Source organism: Acidisoma sp. L85 (assembly GCF_009765865.1).
Lineage (GTDB): Bacteria > Pseudomonadota > Alphaproteobacteria > Acetobacterales > Acetobacteraceae > Acidisoma.
In genome coordinates this window covers 74,351-98,284 of sequence record NZ_LMUQ01000049.1, presented here as the reverse complement: position 1 = coordinate 98,284, position 23,934 = coordinate 74,351, and the positions used below count along the sequence as shown (strand labels likewise).

The following is a 23,934-nucleotide window of genomic DNA, read 5'->3' as shown; positions in this document are numbered from 1 at the left end:
GGCAAGCGGAAGTCGGCCAGAAGATCGGGCCGAGTGGTGCGGGCGGAGGGACTTGAACCCCCACGACTTGCGCCACCAGAACCTAAATCTGGCGTGTCTACCAATTCCACCACGCCCGCAGGCCCTCAGGCCGCAGGGGGGGCGCTGTACAGCACTAGCCACATCCCCACAAGCGGGATCAGCCAGAGCCGGAACGAAGTGCCGCCAATGCGCGCACCAGCCCATCCGCCAGATCCTCTGCGATCAAGCCCGCGCCGGTGGCTCCCCCGGCCTGCCGCGCCGCTTCCCCATGCAGCCAAACGCCCGCCGACGCCGCTTCCCATGCCTCCATGCCCTGCGTGAGCAACCCCGCGATTATGCCCGCCAGCACATCCCCCGAACCGGCCGTTGCCAGACTGGGCGGTGCGTTGTGATTGATCGCGACCCGCCCATCCGGCGAGGCGACCACGGTGTCGGAACCCTTCAGGACCACCACGGCCCCGATCCGCGCCGCCGCATCCCGCGCCGCACCCGGCTTGTCCTTACCCAGCGGCCCGAACAGCTTCGAGAACTCGCCGCCATGCGGCGTGATAGCGGTAACGCCGCGCAGCTTTTCGGGCGCCCCGGCGCAAGCCCCGAGCGCATCGGCATCGGCAACGATCCTACGCCCCGCCGCGATGAGCTTGGGCAAAGCCTCTCGAGCACGCTCCAACCCGAGCCCCGGCCCGCATAGCCAAGTCTTGCGCCGGTCGTCCCTGAGCAGCTCGTCGAGCGGCTTCTCGCTCACGATCAGACCTGGTTCCGTGGACCGCAGCACGTCGCCGCTCCCGACCACTGCAAGCGTCAGGAGGCCAGCGCCCACGCGCCGCGCGCCCATCGAGGCGAGCCGGGAAGCCCCGGCCATTTCGCTTCCGGCGAGAATGGTGAGCATGCCACGGGTATACTTCTGTCCCTGCGCTTCGAGCGCCGGCAACTGCCAGAGCCCCGGCCCATTGGCAAAGGTCTTCGCCTCCACGGCCCTCAAGGCAGCGTCGGGCATGCCGATATCCGCGAGGATACGTTTGCCGCAGAGGTCTCGCCCCGGAAGCAGCAAATGGGCCGGCTTGAGGCGGACGAAGGTCACCGTCATCTCCGCCTGGGGCGCATAGCCACGCACCGCACCCGTCGCGCCATCGACGCCGGAGGGTGTATCGACCGCCACCACCCGCCCCGCCGCGCGCAACACTTCGGCGACCTCTGGCGCGATATCGCGGCCCAGCCCGGCACCGAAGACCGCATCGACCACCAACTCGGCCCGGGCGGCTTCCGCGGCGACAAAGCCTCGCATCGATCCCGTCCATCTGCGCCGCATGACCGCCGCGTCGCTCGCGGCACGGGGCTCGGCAAGCGCCGCCACCGTCACCGGCCAGCCCTCCTGCGCGAGCAATCGCGCCACCACATAGCCGTCGCCGCCATTATTTCCCGGACCACACAGAACCAGCACGCGGCAAGGCCGGTAGTGCTGCCTGATCGCCCGCGTGACCGCCCGGCCGGCATTTTCCATGAGCGTCAGTCCGGGCACCCCAGCGCCCGGTGCCGCGCGATCCACCGCCGCCATTTGGTCGGGCGTCAGAAGATCGGCTGGCTGATGCATGAAACGTCTCCCAAAGGTGAGGCTCGACGAATGCCACTGGGCCTTACCGATCAAATGATCCACGCACTAAGCGGCGCAAGCCGGCGCAGGGGTGTCGTTGCGCTGCGCTCCCGCCTATCCTCAATCGAGTAGGCTCAATGGAGACCCCTCATGACCGCGGCCTGGCATCATATCAGCGGCCTTACACTCGGCATTTTCACTCTCGCCCTAGCCGGATCACTCCCGGCGACAGCTCAGCAGAGTGGCGCAATGTCCATGCCGGCCGCGTCTTCAGCAGATAGCGCCTTCGCTCACGGGATGAAGGAGATGCAACGGCAGATGGCGGATGCACCGATGACCGGAAATCCCGATCAGGATTTCGTCGCCGCGATGATCCCCCACCATGAGGGCGCGATCGACATGGCCGAAGTCGAATTGAAATACGGTCATGACCCCTTCCTACGCCGCCTCGCGCGCGACATCATCACAGCTCAAAGGCACGAGATCGCGGATATGAAAGCATGGCAGACACGGCACCCCATTCATGCGGGCGCCGCCCAATGACCGCCCTCATCACCGGCGCCAGCGCTGGCTTCGGAGCCGCGATCGCCCATCGCCTCGCCAACAGCGGACACCGCATCATCGCTGTCGGCCGCCGCGCCGATCGGCTGGAGGCGCTGCGACAGGAAGTCGGCGCGGACCGCGTGCTCGCCCTGCCACTGGACGTGACCGATCGCGCGGCGGTCGTAGCGGCCATCGCCTCCCTGCCCGCCGACTGGGCTGAGATCGATGTGCTGGTGAACAATGCCGGCCTCGCCCGCGGCATCGACAAGGCGCAGGAGGCGAAGCTCGATAATTGGCAGGCGATGATCGACACCAATATCGGCGGCGTCGTCTATCTCACCCATGCCGTGCTGCCAGGAATGGTGGCGCGCGACCGCGGGCACATCATCAATATGGGCTCGGTCGCAGGCACCTGGCCCTATCTGGGCGGCAACGTGTACGGCGCGACCAAGGCCTTCGTGCGCAACTTCTCGCTCAATCTCCGCACCGATCTTGCAGGCACCCAGCTGAGGGTCACCAACATCGAGCCCGGCCTCGTCGGCGGCACGGAATTCTCCGCCGTGCGCTTCGATGGCGATCAAGGGCGCGCAGATAAAATTTATGAGGGCACTACACCGCTCACGGCCGAAGATGTTGCCGAAACAGTGCATTGGGTCGTTTCCCTCCCAAAGCACTTCAACGTCAACACAATCGAGATCATGCCCGTCTGCCAGGCCTTCGGCGGCCTCAAGGTCATCAAGGAAGGCGGCTGAGCGCGGCGCCTAGCTCCACCGGCTAAAGCGCATCGATGATCACAAGGTGAACCGTCTTCGGCCCGTGCGCGCCAAGTTGCAGGATCTCCTCGATGTCGCCGGTCCGGGATGGCCCGCCGATGAAATTCACTGCCCGCGGCAGACGAAGACCATAGTCACGCCGTAGGAGCGCAAGAGCCTCCTCGTAACTCCCGACGATGCGCGAACGCGGCACCGCGCAGATCCAGAGTTCGGGCAGCAGGTTGAGGCTCGTCGGCGTCTCCGGGCGAGACGTCATCATCACCACCCCAGTCTCTGCCACCGCAGCCGCCGCCACGTTCACGCCGACCGAGTCGGCCGCTTCGGCGGCCCCCGAGCGCGTGGCGATTCCCTGTACCGCGAATCCCGACATACCCCGCAGCAGCAAAGGGTCGGACGCCATCACCACACGAGGCGGCAACCCCAAGCGCCGAATGACCCGCGCCGCCGCCGAGCCCAAACCCTCGATCTCCGCGACATGCTCGACACTCGCCGAAAGCCCCTGCGCCCGCGTGACGAAAGCCTGCACCGCCGCATCACCGCTGAGGCGGCCCAATGCCAGAGAAGGGCCGCCCGCGCCCTCCAGCCGCGCAGCCACTCCCGCGCGACGCACGGTATCGTCGCCGGTGACACCCAAGGCACGCCGCAGCGAGGACAGTACCGTCTCGCGGCCGCCACTCACCGCGCGCCGCCCTTCCAGAGATCGGTGAAAGTCGAACCCGTCGGCGCGGGCAGATCGCGATGGCCGGTCCAACCGCGCGCCAATGGCAACCGCGCCAGCTTGCCACGCCGGCCGCCCAGCCTCGCCAAAACGCGGGCGCCCAGCCGACTTGCAAAACGATAGAGAGTCGGATGCGCCGCAACGGTCGCCCAGAGCCCAAGCGCCCATCGCTGGGACCTCGCCACGTCCCGCGCATCGAACTGCTCCTCCCGCAGGTTCCGCATCAGCTTTGGCAGCGGGATCATCACGGGACACACACTCTCGCAGCGCCCACAAAAGGTGGAGGCGTTGGGAAGGTCTTTCGCCTCATGCAGCCCGACGAAATTCGGCGTGAGCACCGCGCCCATCGGCCCCGGATAGACCCAGCCATAGGCATGGCCGCCCACTGCGCCATAGACCGGGCAGTGGTTCATGCAGGCGCCGCAGCGGATGCAGCGAAGCATCTCCCGGTTACGCGACCCCAGCAGCTTCGAGCGGCCATTGTCCACCAGCACCACATGGAAGGCGTCCGGTCCGTCCAGATCCCGAGCCTCGCGCTTGCCGCTGGCGATCGTCGTGTAGCCCGTCGCGGATTGGCCGGTCGCCGAGCGGACCAGCAGCCGCAGCAGAACCAGCGCATCCTCCAGTGTCGGCACCACCTTCTCGATGCCCGTCAGCACGATATGCACGCGCGGCAGCGTCATCGTGAGGTCGGCGTTGCCCTCATTCGTGACCACCACCGCCGAACCCGTCTCGGCCACCAGGAAATTGGCGCCAGTAATGCCGACATCTGCCGACACGAACTGCGAGCGCAGCACATGCCGCGCCTCAGCCAGCAGCTCCGCCGGCTCATCGATTTTCCGGCTCACCGGCAGCGAGGTGTGATTGGCGCGAAACGCCTCCTCGACCTGGCGGCGGCCGAGATGGACCGCCGGGGCGATGATATGGCTCGGCGGTTCGTCGCGTAGCTGGATGATGTATTCGCCCAGATCCGTCTCTACTGGCCGAATGCTCGCCGCCTCTAGAGCGGCGTTGAGGCCGATCTCCTCCGTCACCATCGACTTGCTCTTGATCACCCGCTCGGCGCCGGCGTCCCGGCAGATCGCCAGCACGGCGGCGCAAGCCTCCTCGGCCGTGGCGGCGAAGTGTACTTGCCCGCCCCGCGCCTCCACTTGGCTGGCGAAATGCTCCAGGTAGAGGTCGAGATGGTCCAGCGTGTGGTCCTTGATCGCCCGCCCGGCCTCCCGCAGCGCCTGGAACTCTGGCAGCGCGTCCACTGCCGCACGGCGGCCGTTCACCAAGAGACCCTGAATTTGCGACAGCGCATGCTGCAGCGCCGGATCCTCAAGTGCCTTGGCCGACTCGGACTTGAACGCGTGGCTTTGCGGTTTCATGGATCCGCCCTCCCGCAAAGCGCCGGAACCTCCAGCCGCCCCGCGAGAACCTCCGCCACATGCCGCACCTCAATCGGCGACCCGAGGCGTGACAGCTTGCCCGCGATGTTCATGAGGCAACCGAGATCGCCCGCCAGCAGCAGCTTCGCCCCGGTCGCCTGCGCCTCCGTGCATTTGTCGGAAACCATCCGGTTCGAGATCGCGGGATATTTCACGCAAAACGTTCCGCCAAACCCACAGCAGGTTTCCGCACCCGGCATCTCGGTCAGCGCCAACCCCTCGACGCTGGCCAGCAGCTTTCGCGGCTGCGTTTTAACCCCGAGTTCCCGCAGCCCCGAGCAAGAATCGTGATACGTCGCTGTCCCGGGGAAGGCTGTATCGACGCCCTCCAGCTTCAGCACATCGACGAGGAAAGACAGCAGCTCGTAGGACCTCTCGGCGAGCTGCCGCGCACGCGGCGCCCAAAGCGCATCATCCGCCAGCAACTCCGGATAGTGATGACGAAGCATACCGCCACAGGAACCCGAGGGGATGACGATATAGTCGAAGCCCTCGCAGGCAGAGATAACCTGCCGCGCCAGTCGCTGCGCGCTACGCCTGTCTCCGGAATTATATGAGGGCTGGCCGCAGCAGGTGAGCCCCTCGGGAAGGCTAACCTCGCAACCGGCTCTTGTTAAAAGCTGAGCGGCGGCGAAACCCACAACCGGCCGGAAAAGATCGACCAGACAAGTCGGAAACAGCCCGACCCGCAGGGGTACCTCGCCGGTCACCTTTGGAAGCAACTCATGATCCGCATCTCCCCAGCAGCGGGCGCCACCGTCATGTGGCCTCGATGTCCTGGAAGGCTTGCCGCAGCCGTGACAACTAGTCTGTCGCGACGACCAGAGTCCCGTCCACGTATTTCGCCGCGGCCTTCTAACGCGCGACGGCGTCCATGTCTGTTCCGCATGAGTTCTCGCGTGTAATCATCGCGAGCGCTCCAAATCCAGCCCGCAGGCGATACCGAGATGACCGTTCCACACTTCGATCCCGTCGATTTCGGCCTCACCGGACAGACGGCCCTCGTCACCGGTGCATCACGCGGCATCGGCCAGGCTCTTGCGGTCGCGCTCGCACAGGCGGGGGCGGAGCTGGTGCTCGCCGGACGCGAGCCCAAAACCCTGGAGGAGACCGCCGACGCCATACGCGCGCTCGGCAGGAAAGCCTTTGTGCAGCGACTTGATGTTTCCGACGTCGCCAGCATCGGCGCGGCTTTCGCCACGATCACCGAAACCATCGGCGGGATCGACATCCTCATCAACAATGCGGGGATCGAGCAGGTGAAACCATCGCTCGAAATCGATGAGGCGTTGTGGGATAGCCTGCTCGACACCAATCTCAAGGGCGCCTTCTTCTGCGCCCAGGCGGCGGCCCGGCTGATGAGCAAGGCGGGACAAGGCGGCGCGATCCTCAATCTTTGTTCGCTGACCTCCGAGGTCGGCATCCCCACGGCGGTCCCCTATGGCGCCTCCAAAACCGGCCTGCTCGGCATGACACGCGCGCTCGCCACCGAATGGGCGCCGCTCGGCATCCGCGTGAATGGCATCGGCCCCGGCTATTTCCGCACCGCGCTCACCGAAGTCTTCTACGGGAATGAGGCATGGCAAACGGACATGCTCGCCAAGATCCCGCTTGCCCGCTTTGGCCGCATGGAGGATCTGATGGGCGCGGCGGTGTTCCTGTCCTCGCCCGCCGCCGCCTATGTCACCGGCCAGGTGCTCTATGTCGACGGCGGCTTCCTCGCCTCGATCTGAAAGCCTCATGGCCGGATCAGGGTCTTCAGCTTCGAGGTCTCGCCGCGAATAAGCCGATCGTAAGCCGCCGGGACATCCGCGAGCCCGATGGGATCCTCGGTCAGCCGCGCCAGCTTCGGGGCGAGTGCCGGCAACAAACCCAAAGCCTCGGCCTGCTCGCCGCCGAACACGCTGCAACCGCGCAAGTCGATCTCCCGCTCCACAATGAGATTCGGGTCAAGCATGCCCTCGCCATGGAAGATCCCGACCATGGCGATGCGCCCGCCACCCGACACGGAGCGCAACAGCACTCGCAGCACATCCAAGGAGCCCGTCGCCTCAAGGCAGAAACGCGGGCCGATGCCGCCACAGCGTGCGCCAATCACCACCGGATCGAGCGCAATAGGCTCGGCCCCCGCGACTTCCTCGAGCAGCGCTGAACGCCGCGCATTCCGCTCCGCCAGCAGCACCGGGCCGAAACCGAAGCTGCTCAGCAGCAGCGCCGCGAGACCGCCGATCGGCCCGCCCCCCGCCACCAGCACCGGCTCGCCAGGTATCGGATCGAGGCGCCGGATCGCATGCAATGCCACCGCCAGTGGCTCGCATAGCGCCGCGATCTCGGGCGCTATGTCGGACGCCACGCGCAGCAGACCCCGCGCCGGCAACAACACCTCTTCGGCGAAGCCCCCGTCGCACACCTCGCCGACGAAGCCAAGCGAGATGCAAAGATTGGCACGCCCAGCGAGACAATGCGGACACCGCCCGCAAGGCACACGAGAATCAGCGACAACGAGATCGCCCACGCTGAACCCAAGAACATCCGCGCCGACTTCAACAACCTCGCCCGAGAATTCATGCCCCGGCGTCACCGGAAGCTGCGCCAGCCACATCCCGGTGCGAAAATTATGGACATCGGAACCGCAGATACCCGCAGCGCGAACGCGAATCCGCACCTGATCAGGCAACAGCGCGCCCGGACGCGGAATGTCCTCGACCCGCAAATCACCCGGCTTGTGAAAGCGAACCGCCCGCACTGTCAGCCGGCTTGGATTTTGGCGCGAAGCGATGAAACAGCGCGCGCATGGCCGTCGAAACCCTCGTACCGCGCCAGAACTTCGGCATGTTTCGCGAGCGGCGGAAAGCCGGTCTTGGTGACATAGCCGATAGACGACCGCTTCATGTAGTCGAACACGGAAAGCGGCGAAGCCGTTTTGGCCGCCGCCCCGGTCGGCAAAACAGCATTCGGTCCGAGCACGAAATTGCCGATCGTCATCGGTGTATACTCACCGAGCAGGATCTCGCCCGCATTCTTGATCCGCCCCATCACGGCAAGCGGCTCGGCCGCCAGGATCTCCAAATGCTCCGGCGCATAGTCATTGACGAAGGCGATGGCTGCGTCGAAATCCTTCGTCAGCACGATCCCACCATGCGGGCCGCACAGCACCGCCTGCGAGAACTTCGCCCTGCCCTCCTCCATCTCCGCCCAATACTTAGGCAGCGCTGCCCGCGCCTCTTCCGCCACGCGGCGGCTGCTGGTGACGAGATAGGCGGAGGAATCCGGGCCATGCTCAGACTCGATAATGAGGTCCAGCGCCGCCAAAGCACCGTTTGCGGCACCATCTGCCAAAACAATCGCCTCGCTCGGCCCCGCCGGCGTTCCGGGATCGATGTGATCGGACAGCAGCCGCTTGGCCGCGACCACCCAAGGGCTGCCAGGTCCCACGATCTTGAGGCATTTCGGCACGGTCTCGGTGCCAAAGGCCACCGCCGAGACGCCCTGCGCGCCGCCGCATTTGTACACTTCCGTCACGCCAATCAGCCTCGCCGCCACCAACGTCGCCGCATCCACCGTGCCATCCGGTCCCGGAGGCGTCAGCACGATCAGGCGCGGCACACCCGCGACCTTGCCGGGGATCGTCGTCATCATGAAGACGCTCGGGAACGAGCCTTTTCCGCGCGGCACGTAGCAGGCGATGGACTCGATCGGCAGGAAGCGGTCGCCCGCGAAGACACCGGGCTGGATTTCTTTCAGCCACATGTCTTCGGGCTTCTGCGCCTCGTGGAAGCGGCGGATATTGTCGATCGCGAATTCCAGCGCGGCGCGCACCTCCGCGCTGACGGCCTTTGCGGCCGCGTCGAATTCGGCCTCGGTCACGCGCAAGGACAGATCAGCCGGCGCATGATCGAACTCATGAGCGAAGCGCCGCAACGCCGCGTCACCTTCCCGCCGCACTGCCTCGATGATCGGCTTCGCGCGATCCATGAAGACGGTCAGATCCGCTTCGGTGCGAGCGAACAACGCTGGCGGCGTCTGGTCCGCCGCGGTCAGATCGTGGAGATTCGGAACGGCGGTCATGCAGCCTCCATCTTGAGCGACTCCTCGCGGATCGAACGCAGCACTTCTCGCTGCAGGGCCACCGCCTGCGGACTGGAAATGCTATCCTCGTCGCGCGGCCGCCCAACACCCACATCGAATGTCCGCTTGATGCAGCCCGGCGCGATCCCCATGACAACAACGCGGTCGGACAGGAAAACCGCCTCCTCCACGTCATGCGTGACGAACAGCACGGTGAGCCGATGCTCCTCCCAGATGCGCGTCAACAACTCCTGCATCTGTCGCCGCGTCAGGGCATCCAACGCGCCAAAAGGCTCGTCCATCAGCAACATTTTGGGCCGGTAGGACAGCGCCCGCGCGATCGCCACGCGCTGCTTCATGCCGCCGGAAAGCTCATTCGGATAAGCGTTCGCGAAACGGGTAAGCCGCACCAATTCGATATGCTCGCGCGCGATCTCCCGCCGCTCGCGGCCCTTGTAGCCGGCGGCCTTCAGCGCGAACTCCACATTCTGCTGTGCCGTCAGCCAGGGCAGCAGCGTGTAGGTCTGAAACACCACGCCACGATCGAGCCCCGGCCCCGTCACGGGCTCGCCATCCACCAGCAGCGTCCCGGAATCGAAATCCATCAGCCCCGCGACAATCGAAAGCAACGTGCTCTTCCCGCAGCCTGAAGTCCCGACCAGGGACACAAACTCGCGATCTGCCAAACTGAGATCGATGTCGAACAGCGCCTGCACCCGCTTGGCGCCTTTGCCAAAGGATTTGTTGAGCCCACCGATCTGGAGCTTCGGAACGCTCATTGTGCCCGCGCCGCATAACGGAACAGCACCTTCTCCATCGCCTTCATCGCCTGGTCCGTGATGAGGCCGAAGATGCCGAGCAGCAGGATATAGCCGATGATCGTATTGGTCTGGAAATAGCGCTGCGACACGGTGATGCGATAGCCGAGCCCGGAAGTAGCCGCCACCAGCTCCGCCAGCACGAGCCAAGTCCAGGCCCATCCCAAGCTGATGCGCAGTGTGTCCCAGATGCCAGGCAGCGCCGAGGGCACCACGATGCGCATGAGAATCTTGCGCTCCGGCAACCCCAACGTGCGCCCAAGACCGACGAAATCCTCCGGCACGCGCTTCACATTATCCATCACCATGAGCACCTGCTGGAAGAAGGTGCCGATCCAGATGATGAGGAATTTCTGCGTATCGCCCGTGCCAGCCCAGAGGATCGTCAGCGGCACGAAGGCAACTACCGGCATGTAGCGCACGAAATCCACCAGCGGTTCGATTGCCGCTTCCCATACCCGGAAGCAGCCGATCAGCACGCCGATCGGGATCGACATCGCCGAGGCGATCAGGAAGCCGATGACGATGCGATAGAAGCTGATACGCGCGTCATCCCACAGCGTGCCATTCGCCGCGAGCTTCACCATCTGGTTCCACACGCCAGCCGGCGACGGCAAGAAAATCGCCGTCACGAAGCCCCCCGCCGTCGCAACCCACCAGATCAGGCCGAGCAGCAGAAACACGACAACGGCGATGGCGACGAACAACGTCCGGTCGATGCGCGCGCCAATGACGAAAAATCGGGGACGGCGGCGCATCAAACGGACTCAGTGATCAAGCAAGTAGCCACAATCTACTGCGCGGCCTCGACAAAGCTCGGATCGATAAGATCCTTCGCGTCGACCTTCGACGATAGAATCCCCGCCTTGGTAGCCGCCTGTTCCACGTCAAGGAAGGTCTTCTGAGCGTAACTCCCCTGCAGCACCTGCTTGTTCTCCGCGAGCGAATAGAAACGCACGCCATCGAACGCAGTGTTGAGACTGGCGAGGTCTGATCCAACTGCCTTGGCGATGATCCCGCGGTCCTCCGCCGTATTGGCTTTGTAGTCGGTCAGTGCATCGTTCCAAGCCTCGACCATGGCGAGAACCTGGCCCGGCTTTTCCTTAAGCACCGAATCCCGAACCACCAGAACGTCGCTGATCAAGCCAGGATCGACGCCCGCGCTGAACAGCAGCTTCACGTCATGGTTCTGCGCCCGAGCCGCGGTCAGATACGGCTCATAGGTCACCGCCACCGGGACCCGCCCCGCGATTAGCGCGCTGCCCGCATCAGCCGCCGGCATCGGCACCGGCGTCACGTCAGCGATCGTCATGCCTTTGGACTGCAGCGCGTAGTTCAGCAGAATGTCGCTCGTCGTGCCTTGCTCGAAAGCAATCTTCTTGCCCTTGAGATCTTCAACCGTATTTACGTCCTTGCCCGACAGGATCGCATCCGCCGTCATGCTGAAATCGAGTAGCATGATGACCTTGATCGGTAGCCCAGCAGCCGCCATCACCATCGCGGTATGGCTCGCGACATTGGCGCCGTCCAACTGACCGCTGGCGAGCGCGGCGTTGAGGTCCTTATCCTCGCTGAAATTGACGAGCTCGACCTTGCTCAGCCCGCGCTTCGCGAAGAAGCCCTTGCTCGCCGCGACATCCCATTGCCCGTAGCCGAGCCAGGGCTCAGTGCCGAGTTTGAAGGTGCCCGGTTCGGGCTTCGTCGGAATGCTGTCCGCCGCAAGAGCCGGGCGTATCGCGAGGCTGATCGCGGCGGCGGCGGCGAGACAGGCACCCTTCCAGATCGATAGGCTCATCGGTTTTTCCCTTGGAAGATGATCTGGGCGCGCCTGCGCCCACACAAAGACGCATCGCTCGCACGGTCCGTGGCTAACGTCACACGCATGGCAGCCACGAGGCAATCTCACGCCAAGACAGGACGAGCGTCAAGGCGACATGTCTATACATATTAAGAATTACGCCCTCCGCGCTCAGCCCATCCTCCGAGGCCGCGAGCCGGCAGGATTGAACCGAGCAACCAACTCGTGCCGATCTCCGGGATAGGTCAGCCGAACGCTCGTGATCGGCGTCCCCGCCTGCCAGGTCCGCCGCTCCACCTGCAGGCAGGCGGCACCACTGGCTAACACAAGAGACGTCGCGATCTCGGCATCAGCACTGACGGCGCGGATCGCGTGCTCCGCCTCGGTCCAAGGGATCTCCCGCAACAGCCAAGTCCCTGGCGGCGCCGTCTCGAAAGCCTCCTCCTCCGCCTGTGGCACGGCGGCGAGGTTCAGCAGCCGATCCTCATGGACGAAGGGGTGCCCCGCAGCCAAATGGCGCACCGCGATCGCCAGCACCGGGCTCCCCCGTGGCAGCCCAAGCCGCCGCGCATCCTCCGCACGCGCCGGCCGCGTCCCGCGGCTCAATACAACGTGGCGGTAAGGTTTGCCGCTCGCCGCGACCTCAGCCTTGATGTCGTGGATTTCGAGGATCGTCTCCTCTGACCGTGGCACGGCAACCACCGACCCAGATCGCCGCTTGCGAGCGATAAGCCCGGCCTCCGACAGCGCCGAAAGCGCCTTGTTCACCGTCATGCGCGAGCAGCCGTACAGCGCCGCCAGCGTCAGTTCCGAGGGAACGGGATGGCCCGGCGCCCAGTCGCCGGAGACGATACGGCTCTCTAGTGCCTGACGGATCTCGATGTAGCGCGGCAGACGGCCGTCCATGCCCACCCGTTCAAATTTGTCCCGCGCGTCGGCCGCGCCGACCCGAAGCCGTCATGCCACGGAGAGGCGCCGCCTGACGAGACGCCTGAGCTTGAGCCTGCGCCCGACGCTTGGCGGCGGCCTCGATCCGCGCCTGCACCCGCGCACCAGCGGCCGGCCCCGCCGTAAGTTGAAAGCGCGCATCATTCATCGGCTGGCCGCTGAGGCGATCGACCATCACCGGCTCCGCGATCGTGCCGGTATCGGTATCCTCGTAGACGACGCTCAACCCTTCCGGCGCGAAGTGCCGGTTGCCCCAGCCGAGGAGCGCCTGCATCACCGGCCGGAAATCGCGGCCGAGGTCCGTGAGAATGTACTCGTCACGCGGTGGCCGCTCGCTATAGCGCCGACGCTCCAGCAATCCGCTCTCAACCAGCGCCGCCAGCCGGCGCGTCAGAATATTGGGCGCGATATCCAGACTCTTCTGGAACTCATCGAAGCGCGTGAGGCCGTGGAAGGCGTCACGCAGGATGAGGATACTCCACCACTCCCCTACCCGCTCGAGGCTGCGAGCGATGGGGCACTGCATGTCGCCGAAGCTTTTACGTTGCATCCCGCCATTCTCCGGATGTCTCTATCATTATGCAAGTCTCACGCTCGATGCAGTGCGGGGGTTGCTTGAGGTCAGCCATGCACCGCCGACCAACCTAGTCACTTGCACAATGCTATCGACTAGCGCAGGTTGATTGCAACATGCAAGCCACTGGGGCCGGAGGGCGTTCATGAGCGACCAAGTGCTTGAGAGACAAGGTGCCGCCGTCATCCCGCGCGACCTCGCTCCCGCACCCGTCAAAACCGCTCGTCTTTCCCGTAGGAAACTTCTGCTCGCCGCGACGGCTCTGGTCATCGCGACGGGCGGCAGCTGGTATGGCTACGACTGGTGGACAATCGGCCGCTTCATCGAAAGCACCGATGACGCCTATGTTGGTGGCGACATCACCGTCATCGCCCCCCAGGTCAGCGGCTTCATCACGAAACTCGCCATCGCGGACAACCAGACCGTGAAAGCGGGGCAACTCCTCCTCCAGATCGACGACCGCGACTACCGTGCCGCCCTCGCCAAGGCCGATGCCGCGGTCGCCATGCAGCAGGCGTCGCTCGCCAATATCGCCGCAACCCGCCGCCTCCAAGAATCGACCATCGCGCAGGCCCAGGCGGATCTCATCACCACCAATGCCGAGACGATCCGCACGAAGGAAGACACCGACCGCTATCAATCCCTGTCCAAGGATCAGTGGGCGTCGCTGCAACGCTACCAGCAAGCCAACGCGACCTATACCGAGGCGGTCGGCGCCGACGCCAAGGCCCATGCCGGACTAGAAGCAGCCCGCCGCCGGCTAGACGTGATCGACACGGAAAGCCAGCAGGCGCAAGCCTCGCTCGCCGCCTCGATTGCCGACCGCGACACGGCCCGGCTCAATCTCGGCTATACCTCCCTGCGCTCGCCCGTGGACGGCGTCGTCGGCAACCGCAGCGCGCAACTCGGCGCCTTCGCCGCGATCGGCGCGCAGCTTCTCTCCGTCATCCCGGCGCACGACCTCTGGGTGGATGCGAATTTCAAGGAAAGCCAGCTCGCCCGCATGAAGGCCGGACAGCCGGTGAACATTACCGCCGATGTTCTCCCTGGCGAGGTCTTCCACGGCCATGTCGTCAGTCTGGCACCCGCCACAGGCGCCGAGTTCAGCGTCTTGCCCGCCGAGAACGCGACCGGCAACTTCACCAAGATCGTGCAGCGCGTCCCGGTCCGCATTCGCCTCGATGACGGCGCGTCCGAACTCGGAAGGCTGCGGCCCGGCCTCTCAGTCACCGCCTCGGTCGTCGAGCGGGATCGCGACGCCCCCAGCCAATGAGCGCCTTCTCGGTCGCGGCCGCGCCCGGCGCGCCACGAACCCTCACGCAAACCGGCAAGATTTTCGCCTTCGCCACCATGGCCGTCGGCATGTTCATCGCTTTGCTCGACATCCAGATCGTCTCCGCTTCGCTGCGCGATATCGGCGGCGGTCTGTCGGCCGGCACGGACGAAACCGCCTGGGTGCAAACCAGCTACCTGATCGCCGAGATCATCGTCATTCCGCTCTCCGGCTGGCTGTCGCGCGTGATGTCGACGCGCTGGCTGTTCTGCGCCTCAGCCGTCGGTTTCACCCTGGCCAGCCTGCTGTGCGGCGCCGCCTGGAACATCCAGAGCATGATCGCGTTCCGCGCGCTGCAGGGCTTCCTTGGCGGCTCGATGATCCCGACCGTCTTCACCACGGCTTTCGCGTTCTTCTCAGGCCCGCAGATCGTCCTTGCCGCCGCGACCATCGGCGCGCTGTCCTCGCTGGCCCCGACCTTGGGGCCGACCGTCGGCGGCTGGATCACGGATAATTATTCCTGGCACTGGCTGTTCTTCATCAACCTCGTGCCTGGAATCTTCGTCGCTGTTGTGGTCCCGATCCTCATCCGCATCGACAAGGCCGACCTCTCACTTCTCAAAGGCGCCGACTATCTCGGCATGGTGCTGATGGCGCTCTTCCTCGGCTGCCTCGAATATACGCTGGAGGAAGGACCGCGATGGGATTGGTTCGGCGATGACAGCATTCGCGCGGCTGCCTGGGTCTCGGGCATCGCGGGGGTCGCCTTTGTCTGGCGCAGCCTTACCATCGCGCAGCCAGTGGTCGATCTGCGCGCGCTCAAAAGCCGCAACTTCGCCTTGGGCTGTTTCTTCTCCTTCGTCACCGGCATCGGCATCTTCGCGACCATCTACCTCACGCCGCTCTTCCTCAGCGGCGTGCGCGGCTTCAGCGCCCTGCAGATCGGCCTTGCGATCTTTTCGACCGGCCTGTTCCAGGTCTGCGCGATTCCCGTCTACACCGTGCTCGCCAAACGCATCGACCTGCGCTGGCTGATGATGTTCGGCCTCGGCTGTTTCGCCCTCTCGATGTGGTTCTTCACGCCGATCACCCATGACTGGGGATGGCGGCAATTGCTGCTGCCCCAAGCCTTCCGCGGCTTCGCGCAGCAATTCGCCGTGGCGCCGACGGTGACGCTGACTTTGGGCGGCCTCGCACCAAATCGCCTCAAGCTCGCCTCCGGCTTGTTCAACCTGATGCGAAATCTCGGCGGCGCCATCGGCATTGCCGCGTGCGGGACGATCCTGAACAACCGCACCAACCTGCATTTCGAGCGGCTCGCCGAACATCTGACCACCGCAAATCCCGCGATGACCGCGTTGCTTCAGCGAACCACCGCCCACGATACGGTTCTGGCTGGAGGCGATGCCGCGAAAGGTGGCGCCATGGCACTCAAATCCCTGTGGCTGCTGACGTGGAACGAGGCCCAGACGCTGTCTTTCTCAGACGCCTTCCTCAGCATTGCCCTCTGCTTCATCATCGCAACGGTGATGGTGCCGCTGATGAAAAAGGTCGTCCGGCCGAAAGCTCCACCGGCTGACGCGCATTGACGCCGTGCGCCCAAAGCACTGCCTATTTCGCGAATAGCGCGAGCAGGCCTTGCAGTAACTGCGTAGGCGTCGGCGGGCATCCCGGAATTCTAAGATCGACCGGCAGCACGTCGCCCGCTCCGTTCAGACAGGCATAGCCACCGCCCAGCAGCCCGCCGCAGGTCGCGCAGTCTCCCACTGCCACCACCCATTTCGGGCTCGGCATTGCATCGTGCGTCCGCAACAGCGCCTCCCGCATATTCTTGGTGACCGGCCCGGTAACGAGCAGCACATCCGCATGACGCGGCGACGCGACGAAGCGCAGTCCAAAACGTTCCAGATCGTAATAGGCATTGCTCAGCGCATTGAGTTCCAGCTCGCATGCGTTGCAGGACCCCGCATCGACCAATCGCAATGACAGGCTGCGGCCCAGACGCCGCTGCGCCGAGACATCGAGTTCAGCCGCCATCCGCGCGATATCGCCGTCAGCCCCCAGCGGCGCCTTCTCCGTGAAAGGCCCGCGAAGCAGGCTTTCGAGCAGGGTGCCGCGCATCAGAGATCATGCCCCGCATAGGAACAATTGAACGACTTATTGCAGAGCGGGAAATCCGCGATGATGTTGCCCTCGACCACCGCCTCCAGCAAAGGCCATTGGAACCAGGACGGGTCACGCAGATGGCACCGTGCGACATGCCCGGCCGTATCGACCCGCAGCCAGACCAGAATATCGCCGCGAAAGCCTTCGACGATGGCCATACCCTCGCCGCCATGGGCGGGTGGCACCGGCACCTGGATCTCGCCATTGGGCATGCGGAACACAATTTGTTCGACCAGCCGCAAGGATTGCTCCACCTCTAGGATCCGGATGCGCAGCCGCGCATCGACATCGCCCTTGGTGAGAACCGGAATATCGAAGTTGAGCTCGTCATACGGCGCATAGCCAGGCCAGCGCCGCGCATCGCAGCGGCGACCGGACGCGCGGCCGACATATCCGCCAGCCCCGAACTGCGCGGCCAGCGCTGGTCGCAGAATACCGGTCCCAACTGTGCGATCCTGCAGCGAAGCGGTTTTATCGTATAGCGCCATCAAAGGCTTCAGATGGCTCCGCACATCCGGCACCAGCGCGCGGATGAGCGCAAAATCCGTCGCATCCAGATCCACCGCGACACCGCCGAGCACGATCCGGTCCATCATCAGCCGGTGTCCGAAACATGCGGCGCCGATACGCAGCACATCCTCCCGCAGCACGCCGCACCGCGCGAGCAGGATGGCGAAACCCGCATCGTTGCAGATGGCGCCGATATCGCCGAGATGGTTCGCGAGACGCTCCAACTCCGCCATCAGTGCGCGCAACCAAACCGCCCGGCGCGGCGGCTCCCATCCCATCGCGGCCTCCGCCGCCCGGCAGAAAGCGAGCGTATAGGCAACGGTCGAATCGCCCGAGCACCGGCCCGCCAGCCGCGCCGCCTGCTCCAATGGCATGCCCTGCAGACGATTCTCGATGCCGCGATGCGTATAGCCAAGCCGCGCCTCGAGCCGCACGATCGTCTCGCCATCCGCGGTGAAGCGAAAATGGCCGGGCTCGATGATGCCGGCATGCACCGGCCCGACCGGAATCTGGTGGACGTCCTCAGCCTCAACCGGGAGGAACTCGTAGGCCGCAGCCTTGGCCTGCTCGTCCCATAGCCCGTGATCAAGCCATGGCCGGCTATCCGGCAGACCGATCGCGCTTGTGCCGAAAAGATCCTGTGTGGCGCGCTCCAGCCGGATCGCCGGCGGATGAGCGCGCCCAACGGAGGGGTAGGTTCCATCCGGACAATGCAGACTCAGCACGAGAATGCGAGCCGGATCCACCGCATCCGCGATCGCCATATGGACCGCGCCGAAATCTCCCCACAGTCCGAGCAACACCAGCGCGCCATTACCCAGACGTTCTGCCGCCTCCGCCCATACCTCCGGCGAGACCGCAAGCCGAGGCCAAGGCCAATGACCGGCCACAGCCCAGCCCGGCAGCGCCATGGGATCGAGTGTGGGGCCCTCAGCGATCATTTCAGCAGCACCGCGACATTCTGAAACCAGCCGACCATCACGTTCGGCAAATACAGCCCCGCCGCCAGAACCAAAGCGAGATGAACGAAGATCGGCACATAGGAGGCCCGCACCGCGGCATTGCTACCGGTCGGCTCGCCAAAGGCCAGGCGGTTCATCTGGAACAGCAGCGCGCCGAAAGCCACCAGCAACCCGATCACGGCGATGACAGCCAGCACCGGCGCCCGGGCAAAAGTGGACGTGATGAGAAGAAACTCGCTCGTGAAGATCCCGAACGGCGGTAGTCCCGCTATTGCCACGACCCCGGCGACCAGGGTCCAGCCAAGCACCGGATGGCTGGTCGTCAGCCCGCGGATTTCATCGATCCGCTGCGTGCCTTTGACCTGCGCCACATGCCCGACCGTGAAGAAAATCGCCGATTTTGTGAGGCTATGCATGACCATCTGCAAAAGCCCGGCAAAATTCCCCAATGGCCCGCCCATGCCGAAGGCGAAGGCGATGATGCCCATATGCTCGATCGAGGAATAAGCGAACAGCCGCTTTATGTCGCGGCGCCGATACAGCATGAAAGCGGCGAAAAGCAGCGAAACGAGCCCGAGCAGAATCAGCAACGGCCCAAACGCGATGGCACCCGGACTCGCCTCGATCAACATCTTGAATCGCAGCAGCGCATAGAGCGCCACGTTCAGCAGCAATCCGGACAGCACGGCCGAAACCGGCGTCGGGCCCTCGGCATGCGCATCCGGCAACCAGGCATGCATCGGCACCAGACCGACCTTCGTGCCATAGCCCAGCAGCAGGAAGATCAGCGCGACGTTGAGCAGCGCCGGGTCCAAGGCGGTCGCATGCTGAAGCAGGTTGCTCCAGGCCATCGAACCCAAACCCTCCCCGAGCACCGATACCGCGGCGAGATAGACGAGGATGGTGCCGAACAGCGCCAGCGCGATGCCGACACTGCCAAGTATGAAGTATTTCCACGCCGCCTCGATCGCCTCATGCGTTCGGTAGATCCCCACCATCATGACCGTGGTGAGCGTCGCAAGCTCGATCGCCACCCACATCAGGCCGATATTATTGGCCGTGAGCGCAAGGTTCATGCCGAACATCATGAGTTGAAAGGTCGCGTGATAAAAACGCAGATAGCCGGGCGTCAGCCGCCCGCTCTCCAATTCATGGCCGATGTAGCTCGCGCTGAAAATGCTGGTGGTGAGGCCGATCAGCGTGTTCAGCAGAATGAAAATAATGTTGAGGTCATCGATGATGAAGAAGCGCGTCACCGGCGGATGGCCCCGGAGCAACACAACCGCGAAGAGCAGCGCAATCGCGCTCGCCGCCATGTTCACCCGCGCCGACAGACGATAATCCTGCACCAGCGCCAGCACGGCGGCGGCCACCAGCGGCGTGAGCAGCAAGGCGCTCACCGGATTGAGTGGCAGCAGGCTCATTGTCGCTCTCCGCGGAAGCGGTCCAGCGCCTGCACGTCTACCGTGTCGAAGCGCTCGCGAATACGGAACAGGAAAATGCCGATCACGATGAAGGCGATGAGCACCGAGAAGGCGACGCTGATTTCCACCACCAGCGGCATCCCGCTCGCACCGGTCCCCGCCAGCACCAGCCCATTCTCCAGCGACATGAAGCCGATGATCTGACTCACGGCATTGCGCCGCGTCACCATGATCAGCAGACCGAGCAGCACGACGGAAAGCGACAGCGCGACATCCTCTCGCACAAGCAATGCGGCGCGCGCCGTCACCCGCAGCATGAGATCCATCGACAAGGCAATCAGGCCGATGCCCACCAGCATGGTCAACCCGGTCGAGACCGCGACCTCGATCTCGCGATGAATGCCCATCCGCAGCACCATGCGGCGCAGCACGATGGGAATTGCCACGGTCTTGAAGCCGAAGGCGATCACCGCCGTGACATAAAGATCGGGCAATTGCTGGATATGCGCCTGCCAGGCGACCGACAGGGTCAGCAGCAACGAGTGCAGTCTGAGGACATTGATCAGCGGCAAAAGCCGGTCCTGGTACAGCATCATGAGACTGACCAGCACCAGGCCGCCGGCAAACATATGCGCGACGTCGAAGGCAAAGGGCGTCATCACATATGCCCCGCGACGAATAACAGCAGCGTCGCCAGAAGCCCCAGCATCAGCGCGATGCCCAGGAAGTCGGGCACGCGAAACACCCGCATCTTGGCGATCGTGGTTTCCAACGTCGCCAACAAGACGCAGCCGATGACCATCTTGAGCAGATAGGCGGCGAGCGCTCCCGCATGCGCGAGCAATCCCGCGGCATGAGTGAGCAGTCCGAAAGGCGCGAAGATACAGGCGATCAGCGACAGATAGAGCAGCAGACGCAGCGACCCCGCCATCTCGATCATCGCCAGATGACGGCCCGAATATTCCAGCACCATCGCCTCATGCACCATCGTGAGTTCGAGATGCGTGGCCGGATTATCGACCGGGATGCGGGCATTCTCGGCCAGTGCCACGATGACCAGGGCGATCAGCGCCATGCCGAGTGACACGCGCAGCCCGCCGGTGTTCACCATGAATTCGGCGATAGTGGAGAGCAGCGTCGAACCGGCAACCAGCGCGACAGTGAACACCACCATGATCATGGCCGGCTCGGCGAGCGACGCGATCATCATTTCGCGGCTCGCGCCAATGCCGCCGAAGCTGGTGCCGGCATCCAATGCCGCGAGCGCCTGCAGAAACCGTGCGGCACCCAGCAGTGCGACAATGGCGATGAGATCGCCGGTCCAGCTGAACAGCAGCCCTGCCTGGAAGGTCGGCACCAGCGCCGCCGAAACCCAGGTCGTGGCGAAGATGAGATACGGCGCGGCGCGGAACAGCCAGGATGTGCTCTCGGCCAGCACGACCTCTTTGCCAAGCAAGCGCCGCAAGTCGCGATAGGGCTGCAATACCGGCGGCCCGATTCGCCGCTGCAGCCTCGCCTTTAGCTTACGGACGAGCCCCGTCACGCCCGGCGCCAGAGCCAGCACGAGCAGCATCTGCAGAAGCTGAGCCGCCAGCGTCCCAACCATGCCGGCCGCTACTCCCACAGCGCAAGCGCCACGAGCAGCAGAACCAGCGTCAGGAACACCAGCCCCAGATAACGGCGGATCGTCAGGAACTGCAGGCGATTGAGCACGGTCGCCGCGGCATTCACGCTTCTCGCCACCGGCGCGTAGCCAAGATCCCAGACAGGGTCGCGGAGGATCCTTTGCAGCCGCGCGGGCCGCATATCGCCGGGCGGCGGCATCTCGACCTGCTCGCGCGACGCAAATACGACCGAGCCGAAAACGCGCCGGAGAGGTTGCGACAGGCTCGTCGCCGAATACTGCGCGACCGGGCCAGCGCCGGGATAGCCGCAATCCCAGGCCGGAGCGCGACGCACGGCGCGGGACGCGAACCGATGCACCGCGGTCGCCACGATTCCTGCGGAAGCCACCACAAAAGCAAAAACCAGAAAGCCATTATAGGAACTGCGGCTAGCCGACACCGGTACGATGGAAAGCCAGTTGCCGCCGCCTTGCGCCGGCATCGCCCCGCCGACGAGAAGGCGCGAGACCGGCTGCAACCAATCAATGACGATCGTCGGGAAAATTCCCGCCGCCAAGCACAGCGCGGCGAAGACAACCATCGCGCCGATCGACCACCGATCGGCCTCAACCGCTCCCTCGGCCGCCGCACTCCTCGGACGCCCAAGATAGGTTGTGCCAAAGGCCCGCACGAAACAGGCTGCCGCGAGCGCCGCCGCCAGAGCAAGCAACACGCCGATCGCCGGCACCAGCAGCTTCAGCCCCATTTGCGGCAGTTGCGGGCTGACGAGAATGCTCTGGAAAATAAGCCATTCCGACGCGAAGCCGTTGAACGGCGGCAGCGCCGAAATCGCCATGCTACCGACCAGCACTGCGGCCGAGGAAACGGGCATGCGCTTGATCAGACCGCCCAGCCGCTCAAGGCTGCGCTCGCCTGTCGCCACGATCACCGTGCCGGCGCCGTAGAACAGCACGCCTTTGAACAGCATGTGGTTCATCGCGTGGAACAGCGCCGCCGTCAGGGCAAGCGCCGCCGCACCCGCCAAGCCGCTCGCCTTGAATGCCATGGCGAGTCCGAGTGCCACGAAGATGATGCCGACATTCTCGATGGTGCTGTAGGCGAGCACGCGTTTGAGGTCGGTCTCCATCAGCGCGTGGAGCACGCCCATCGCCGCCGTGCAGCCGCCGAGTATCAGGACCGGCGCACTCCACCACCAGACCATCGGCCCGAGCAGGTCGAAGGTGATGCGAATGAAGGCGTAGATGGCGACCTTGGTCATCACCCCGCTCATCAGCGCGGAGACATGGCTCGGTGCCGCGGGATGCGCGAGCGGCAGCCAGATGTGCAACGGAACGAGGCCCGCTTTCGACCCAGCGCCGATCAACACGAGAAACAAGGCCAGCGCCGCCAAACCAGGCGGCAAAGGATGCGTGCGCATCGCATCGAAGGTATAGAAGCCTCCGCCGCCCGACAGCAGCCCGAAGCCGAGCAATAGCGCGAAGGTCCCGAGACTCGCCATGAGCAGGTAGACGAACCCCGCTCGCGCCGTTCCCGGGCTGCGCTGCGTCGACATCACAAGCGCCCAGGAGGTCAGGGACATGAGCTCCCAGGCAAACAGGAAGCTATAGGCGTCGGCCGCGAGCACCACGAGGTTCATGGCGGCCAGGAAGGCTGGGAAGAAGGGCAACACCCGGCCCGGCGTAGTCTCGTGCCGCCCATAGCCGATACCAAAGGCGCTCGCGCCCGCCGCGCCGATATTGATGATCGCCAGAAAGGCGGCGGCGAGCGCATCGAGGCGAAACCGCGCCCCGACCCATGGCAATCCTATTGGCAAAATTGTGGTTGTGGGCGCCGCAACAACCGAGACCGCGGCAAGCGTGGCGAGCACGAGCGACAGAAGCAGACAGCCGGAATAGACAACAGGAGTCGCAAGCTTGCCCCGGACCAGAGCGGTCGCGGCCATGGCGAGGGCCAGCAGCGCGACAACGCAGAGGAGAATGCCGATGATCACCGGCGGCCCTCGATCGCTTGCGCAGCAACTCGTGCCATGCGCGAAGTCACGTCTTCAGCCTCACGCCACGGCCGCCACCAGCGCTTGGCACACCTTCGCCGATCAGCACGACGCCAGCGACCTCCAGCGCAGTAATCAACTTCATCAGGGAATCAACGTTCCCGCGGATGACGCCATCACTGGCCTCCATTCTCTGAATCGTCGGCAGTGAAAGGCCGGAGCTCTCAGCGAGCTCGCGCTGGTCCATCCCCAGCAGGGCACGCGCCGCTCGCATCTGTGACGCCGTAATCATGCGCCTTCCCCCTCGGGATGACCTAGCTCGCGCGGGAAGACGTCTTGCCGGCTAAGGCGTCAGCGCGAACTCTAAGAAGTGATGTCTAAAACTGCATTTCATGAGTTTCAACCGCAATTTGCGATATGAATGCCTGTCTGTCGATAGTCGCCACCCTATCACCCGACTGTCGTTAGGATCCGCAACGGACGTTGCCGCACCAGCCCGACTTCTCGTTGGCAACGATCTCACCGAGGTTCACGGCCCGATGCAAAAGATCCGGACACCGCGGTTGGGTGCCTACGTGCCTTCACCGAGTATTGGCCCCCCGCACTTCGCGGAGGCTAGTTGGCGCGTTTCCAAGGGTCAGATAATCTAGACGCTACCGCAAATTGAGGCGTCACCGTGTGGACTGCCCAGCGTCCATG

22 protein-coding genes, 1 tRNA gene and 1 pseudogene are annotated in these 23,934 nt (G+C 64.5%); 5 read left to right on the top strand and 19 right to left on the bottom strand.

What is annotated here, in order from left to right:
- Window positions 1-34 precede the first annotated feature (34 nt).
- Window positions 35-119 (bottom strand) — tRNA-Leu (locus tag GSQ83_RS14630).
- 59 nt (window positions 120-178) lie between these two features.
- The gene (locus tag GSQ83_RS14625) at window positions 179-1,612 is read right to left on the bottom strand and encodes an NAD(P)H-hydrate dehydratase (protein WP_254065696.1); all 1,434 of its coding nucleotides are present in this window, start codon (window positions 1,610-1,612) and stop codon (window positions 179-181) included.
- 150 nt (window positions 1,613-1,762) lie between these two features.
- Here GSQ83_RS14625 and GSQ83_RS14620 point away from each other — a divergent pair, with 150 nt between their 5' ends.
- Window positions 1,763-2,155, top strand: a complete 393-nt coding sequence (locus GSQ83_RS14620; RefSeq protein WP_158803602.1) for a DUF305 domain-containing protein — start codon at window positions 1,763-1,765, stop codon at window positions 2,153-2,155.
- Window positions 2,152-2,907, top strand: coding sequence for an SDR family oxidoreductase (locus tag GSQ83_RS14615; RefSeq protein ID WP_158803601.1), 756 nt, complete (start codon window positions 2,152-2,154; stop codon window positions 2,905-2,907). Before GSQ83_RS14620 ends, GSQ83_RS14615 begins: the two co-directional genes overlap by 4 nt.
- A 22-nt stretch (window positions 2,908-2,929) precedes the next feature.
- Here GSQ83_RS14615 and GSQ83_RS14610 read toward each other — a convergent pair whose 3' ends face one another.
- The 3 genes from GSQ83_RS14610 to GSQ83_RS14600 are packed head-to-tail and all read right to left on the bottom strand — an operon-like array spanning window position 2,930 to window position 5,801.
- The gene (locus tag GSQ83_RS14610) at window positions 2,930-3,607 is read right to left on the bottom strand and encodes an LUD domain-containing protein (RefSeq protein WP_158803600.1); all 678 of its coding nucleotides are present in this window, start codon (window positions 3,605-3,607) and stop codon (window positions 2,930-2,932) included.
- Window positions 3,604-5,019: a LutB/LldF family L-lactate oxidation iron-sulfur protein gene (locus tag GSQ83_RS14605; RefSeq protein WP_158803599.1), complete on the bottom strand. Its 1,416-nt coding sequence runs from the start codon at window positions 5,017-5,019 to the stop codon at window positions 3,604-3,606. The genes GSQ83_RS14610 and GSQ83_RS14605 overlap by 4 nt, the downstream gene beginning before the upstream one ends.
- Window positions 5,016-5,801 (bottom strand): (Fe-S)-binding protein, encoded by a 786-nt coding sequence (locus tag GSQ83_RS14600; RefSeq protein ID WP_254065695.1) that lies wholly within the window; start codon window positions 5,799-5,801, stop codon window positions 5,016-5,018. Before GSQ83_RS14600 ends, GSQ83_RS14605 begins: the two co-directional genes overlap by 4 nt.
- A gap of 225 nt (window positions 5,802-6,026) precedes the next feature.
- Here GSQ83_RS14600 and GSQ83_RS14595 point away from each other — a divergent pair, with 225 nt between their 5' ends.
- On the top strand, window positions 6,027-6,812 hold the full coding sequence (locus tag GSQ83_RS14595; protein ID WP_158803598.1) for an SDR family NAD(P)-dependent oxidoreductase: 786 nt from the start codon (window positions 6,027-6,029) through the stop codon (window positions 6,810-6,812).
- Window positions 6,813-6,817: 5 nt separating this feature from the next.
- Here GSQ83_RS14595 and GSQ83_RS14590 read toward each other — a convergent pair whose 3' ends face one another.
- The 7 genes and pseudogenes from GSQ83_RS14590 to GSQ83_RS14560 all read right to left on the bottom strand — a co-directional run bounded on the left by GSQ83_RS14590 (window position 6,818) and on the right by GSQ83_RS14560 (window position 13,261).
- Complete coding sequence (locus GSQ83_RS14590; protein ID WP_158803597.1) at window positions 6,818-7,825, bottom strand: zinc-binding dehydrogenase; 1,008 nt, start codon at window positions 7,823-7,825, stop codon at window positions 6,818-6,820.
- 2 nt (window positions 7,826-7,827) lie between these two features.
- Window positions 7,828-9,147 (bottom strand): histidinol dehydrogenase, encoded by a 1,320-nt coding sequence (gene hisD, locus GSQ83_RS14585; protein ID WP_158803596.1) that lies wholly within the window; start codon window positions 9,145-9,147, stop codon window positions 7,828-7,830.
- Window positions 9,148-9,446: 299 nt separating this feature from the next.
- Window positions 9,447-9,926 (bottom strand): annotated as a pseudogene (locus GSQ83_RS31370) (ABC transporter ATP-binding protein); the annotation flags it as partial.
- The gene (locus GSQ83_RS14575) at window positions 9,923-10,723 is read right to left on the bottom strand and encodes an ABC transporter permease (protein ID WP_158803594.1); all 801 of its coding nucleotides are present in this window, start codon (window positions 10,721-10,723) and stop codon (window positions 9,923-9,925) included. The gene GSQ83_RS14575 and the pseudogene GSQ83_RS31370, both read right to left, overlap by 4 nt.
- Window positions 10,724-10,758: 35 nt before the next feature.
- Window positions 10,759-11,760, bottom strand: coding sequence for an ABC transporter substrate-binding protein (locus GSQ83_RS14570; protein WP_158803593.1), 1,002 nt, complete (start codon window positions 11,758-11,760; stop codon window positions 10,759-10,761).
- Between the two features lie 174 nt (window positions 11,761-11,934).
- Window positions 11,935-12,669, bottom strand: coding sequence for a histidine utilization repressor (gene hutC, locus GSQ83_RS14565; RefSeq protein ID WP_158803592.1), 735 nt, complete (start codon window positions 12,667-12,669; stop codon window positions 11,935-11,937).
- 10 nt (window positions 12,670-12,679) lie between these two features.
- A complete protein-coding gene (locus GSQ83_RS14560; RefSeq protein WP_158803591.1) occupies window positions 12,680-13,261 on the bottom strand; it encodes a helix-turn-helix domain-containing protein in 582 nt (193 codons plus the stop codon).
- Window positions 13,262-13,430: 169 nt separating this feature from the next.
- Here GSQ83_RS14560 and GSQ83_RS14555 point away from each other — a divergent pair, with 169 nt between their 5' ends.
- On the top strand, window positions 13,431-14,558 hold the full coding sequence (locus tag GSQ83_RS14555; protein WP_158803590.1) for an HlyD family secretion protein: 1,128 nt from the start codon (window positions 13,431-13,433) through the stop codon (window positions 14,556-14,558).
- On the top strand, window positions 14,555-16,147 hold the full coding sequence (locus GSQ83_RS14550; protein WP_158803589.1) for a DHA2 family efflux MFS transporter permease subunit: 1,593 nt from the start codon (window positions 14,555-14,557) through the stop codon (window positions 16,145-16,147). The genes GSQ83_RS14555 and GSQ83_RS14550 overlap by 4 nt, the downstream gene beginning before the upstream one ends.
- Window positions 16,148-16,169: 22 nt before the next feature.
- On the opposite strand, the gene GSQ83_RS14545 is transcribed toward GSQ83_RS14550, so the two are convergent.
- Genes GSQ83_RS14545 through GSQ83_RS14515 form a run of 7 tightly spaced genes read right to left on the bottom strand, consistent with a single transcriptional unit; the run spans window position 16,170 to window position 23,527 of the window.
- Window positions 16,170-16,679, bottom strand: coding sequence for an NADH-quinone oxidoreductase subunit B family protein (locus tag GSQ83_RS14545; protein WP_158803588.1), 510 nt, complete (start codon window positions 16,677-16,679; stop codon window positions 16,170-16,172).
- Window positions 16,679-18,175 carry a hydrogenase expression protein HypE gene (locus GSQ83_RS14540; protein ID WP_174246668.1) on the bottom strand — a complete coding sequence of 499 codons (1,497 nt, stop codon included), beginning with the start codon at window positions 18,173-18,175 and terminating at the stop codon, window positions 16,679-16,681. Before GSQ83_RS14540 ends, GSQ83_RS14545 begins: the two co-directional genes overlap by 1 nt.
- Window positions 18,172-19,620: a hydrogenase 4 subunit F gene (locus GSQ83_RS14535; RefSeq protein ID WP_158803587.1), complete on the bottom strand. Its 1,449-nt coding sequence runs from the start codon at window positions 19,618-19,620 to the stop codon at window positions 18,172-18,174. Before GSQ83_RS14535 ends, GSQ83_RS14540 begins: the two co-directional genes overlap by 4 nt.
- Window positions 19,617-20,279 (bottom strand): hydrogenase-4 component E, encoded by a 663-nt coding sequence (locus GSQ83_RS14530; protein ID WP_158803586.1) that lies wholly within the window; start codon window positions 20,277-20,279, stop codon window positions 19,617-19,619. Before GSQ83_RS14530 ends, GSQ83_RS14535 begins: the two co-directional genes overlap by 4 nt.
- Complete coding sequence (locus GSQ83_RS14525) at window positions 20,279-21,226, bottom strand: respiratory chain complex I subunit 1 family protein (protein ID WP_158803585.1); 948 nt, start codon at window positions 21,224-21,226, stop codon at window positions 20,279-20,281. The genes GSQ83_RS14530 and GSQ83_RS14525 overlap by 1 nt, the downstream gene beginning before the upstream one ends.
- 8 nt (window positions 21,227-21,234) lie before the next feature.
- Window positions 21,235-23,235, bottom strand: coding sequence for a hydrogenase 4 subunit B (gene hyfB, locus GSQ83_RS14520; protein ID WP_254065694.1), 2,001 nt, complete (start codon window positions 23,233-23,235; stop codon window positions 21,235-21,237).
- Between the two features lie 46 nt (window positions 23,236-23,281).
- Entirely contained in the window at window positions 23,282-23,527 is a 246-nt protein-coding gene (locus GSQ83_RS14515; RefSeq protein WP_158803584.1) for a helix-turn-helix domain-containing protein, read from the bottom strand.
- Between the last annotated feature and the right edge of the window lie 407 nt (window positions 23,528-23,934).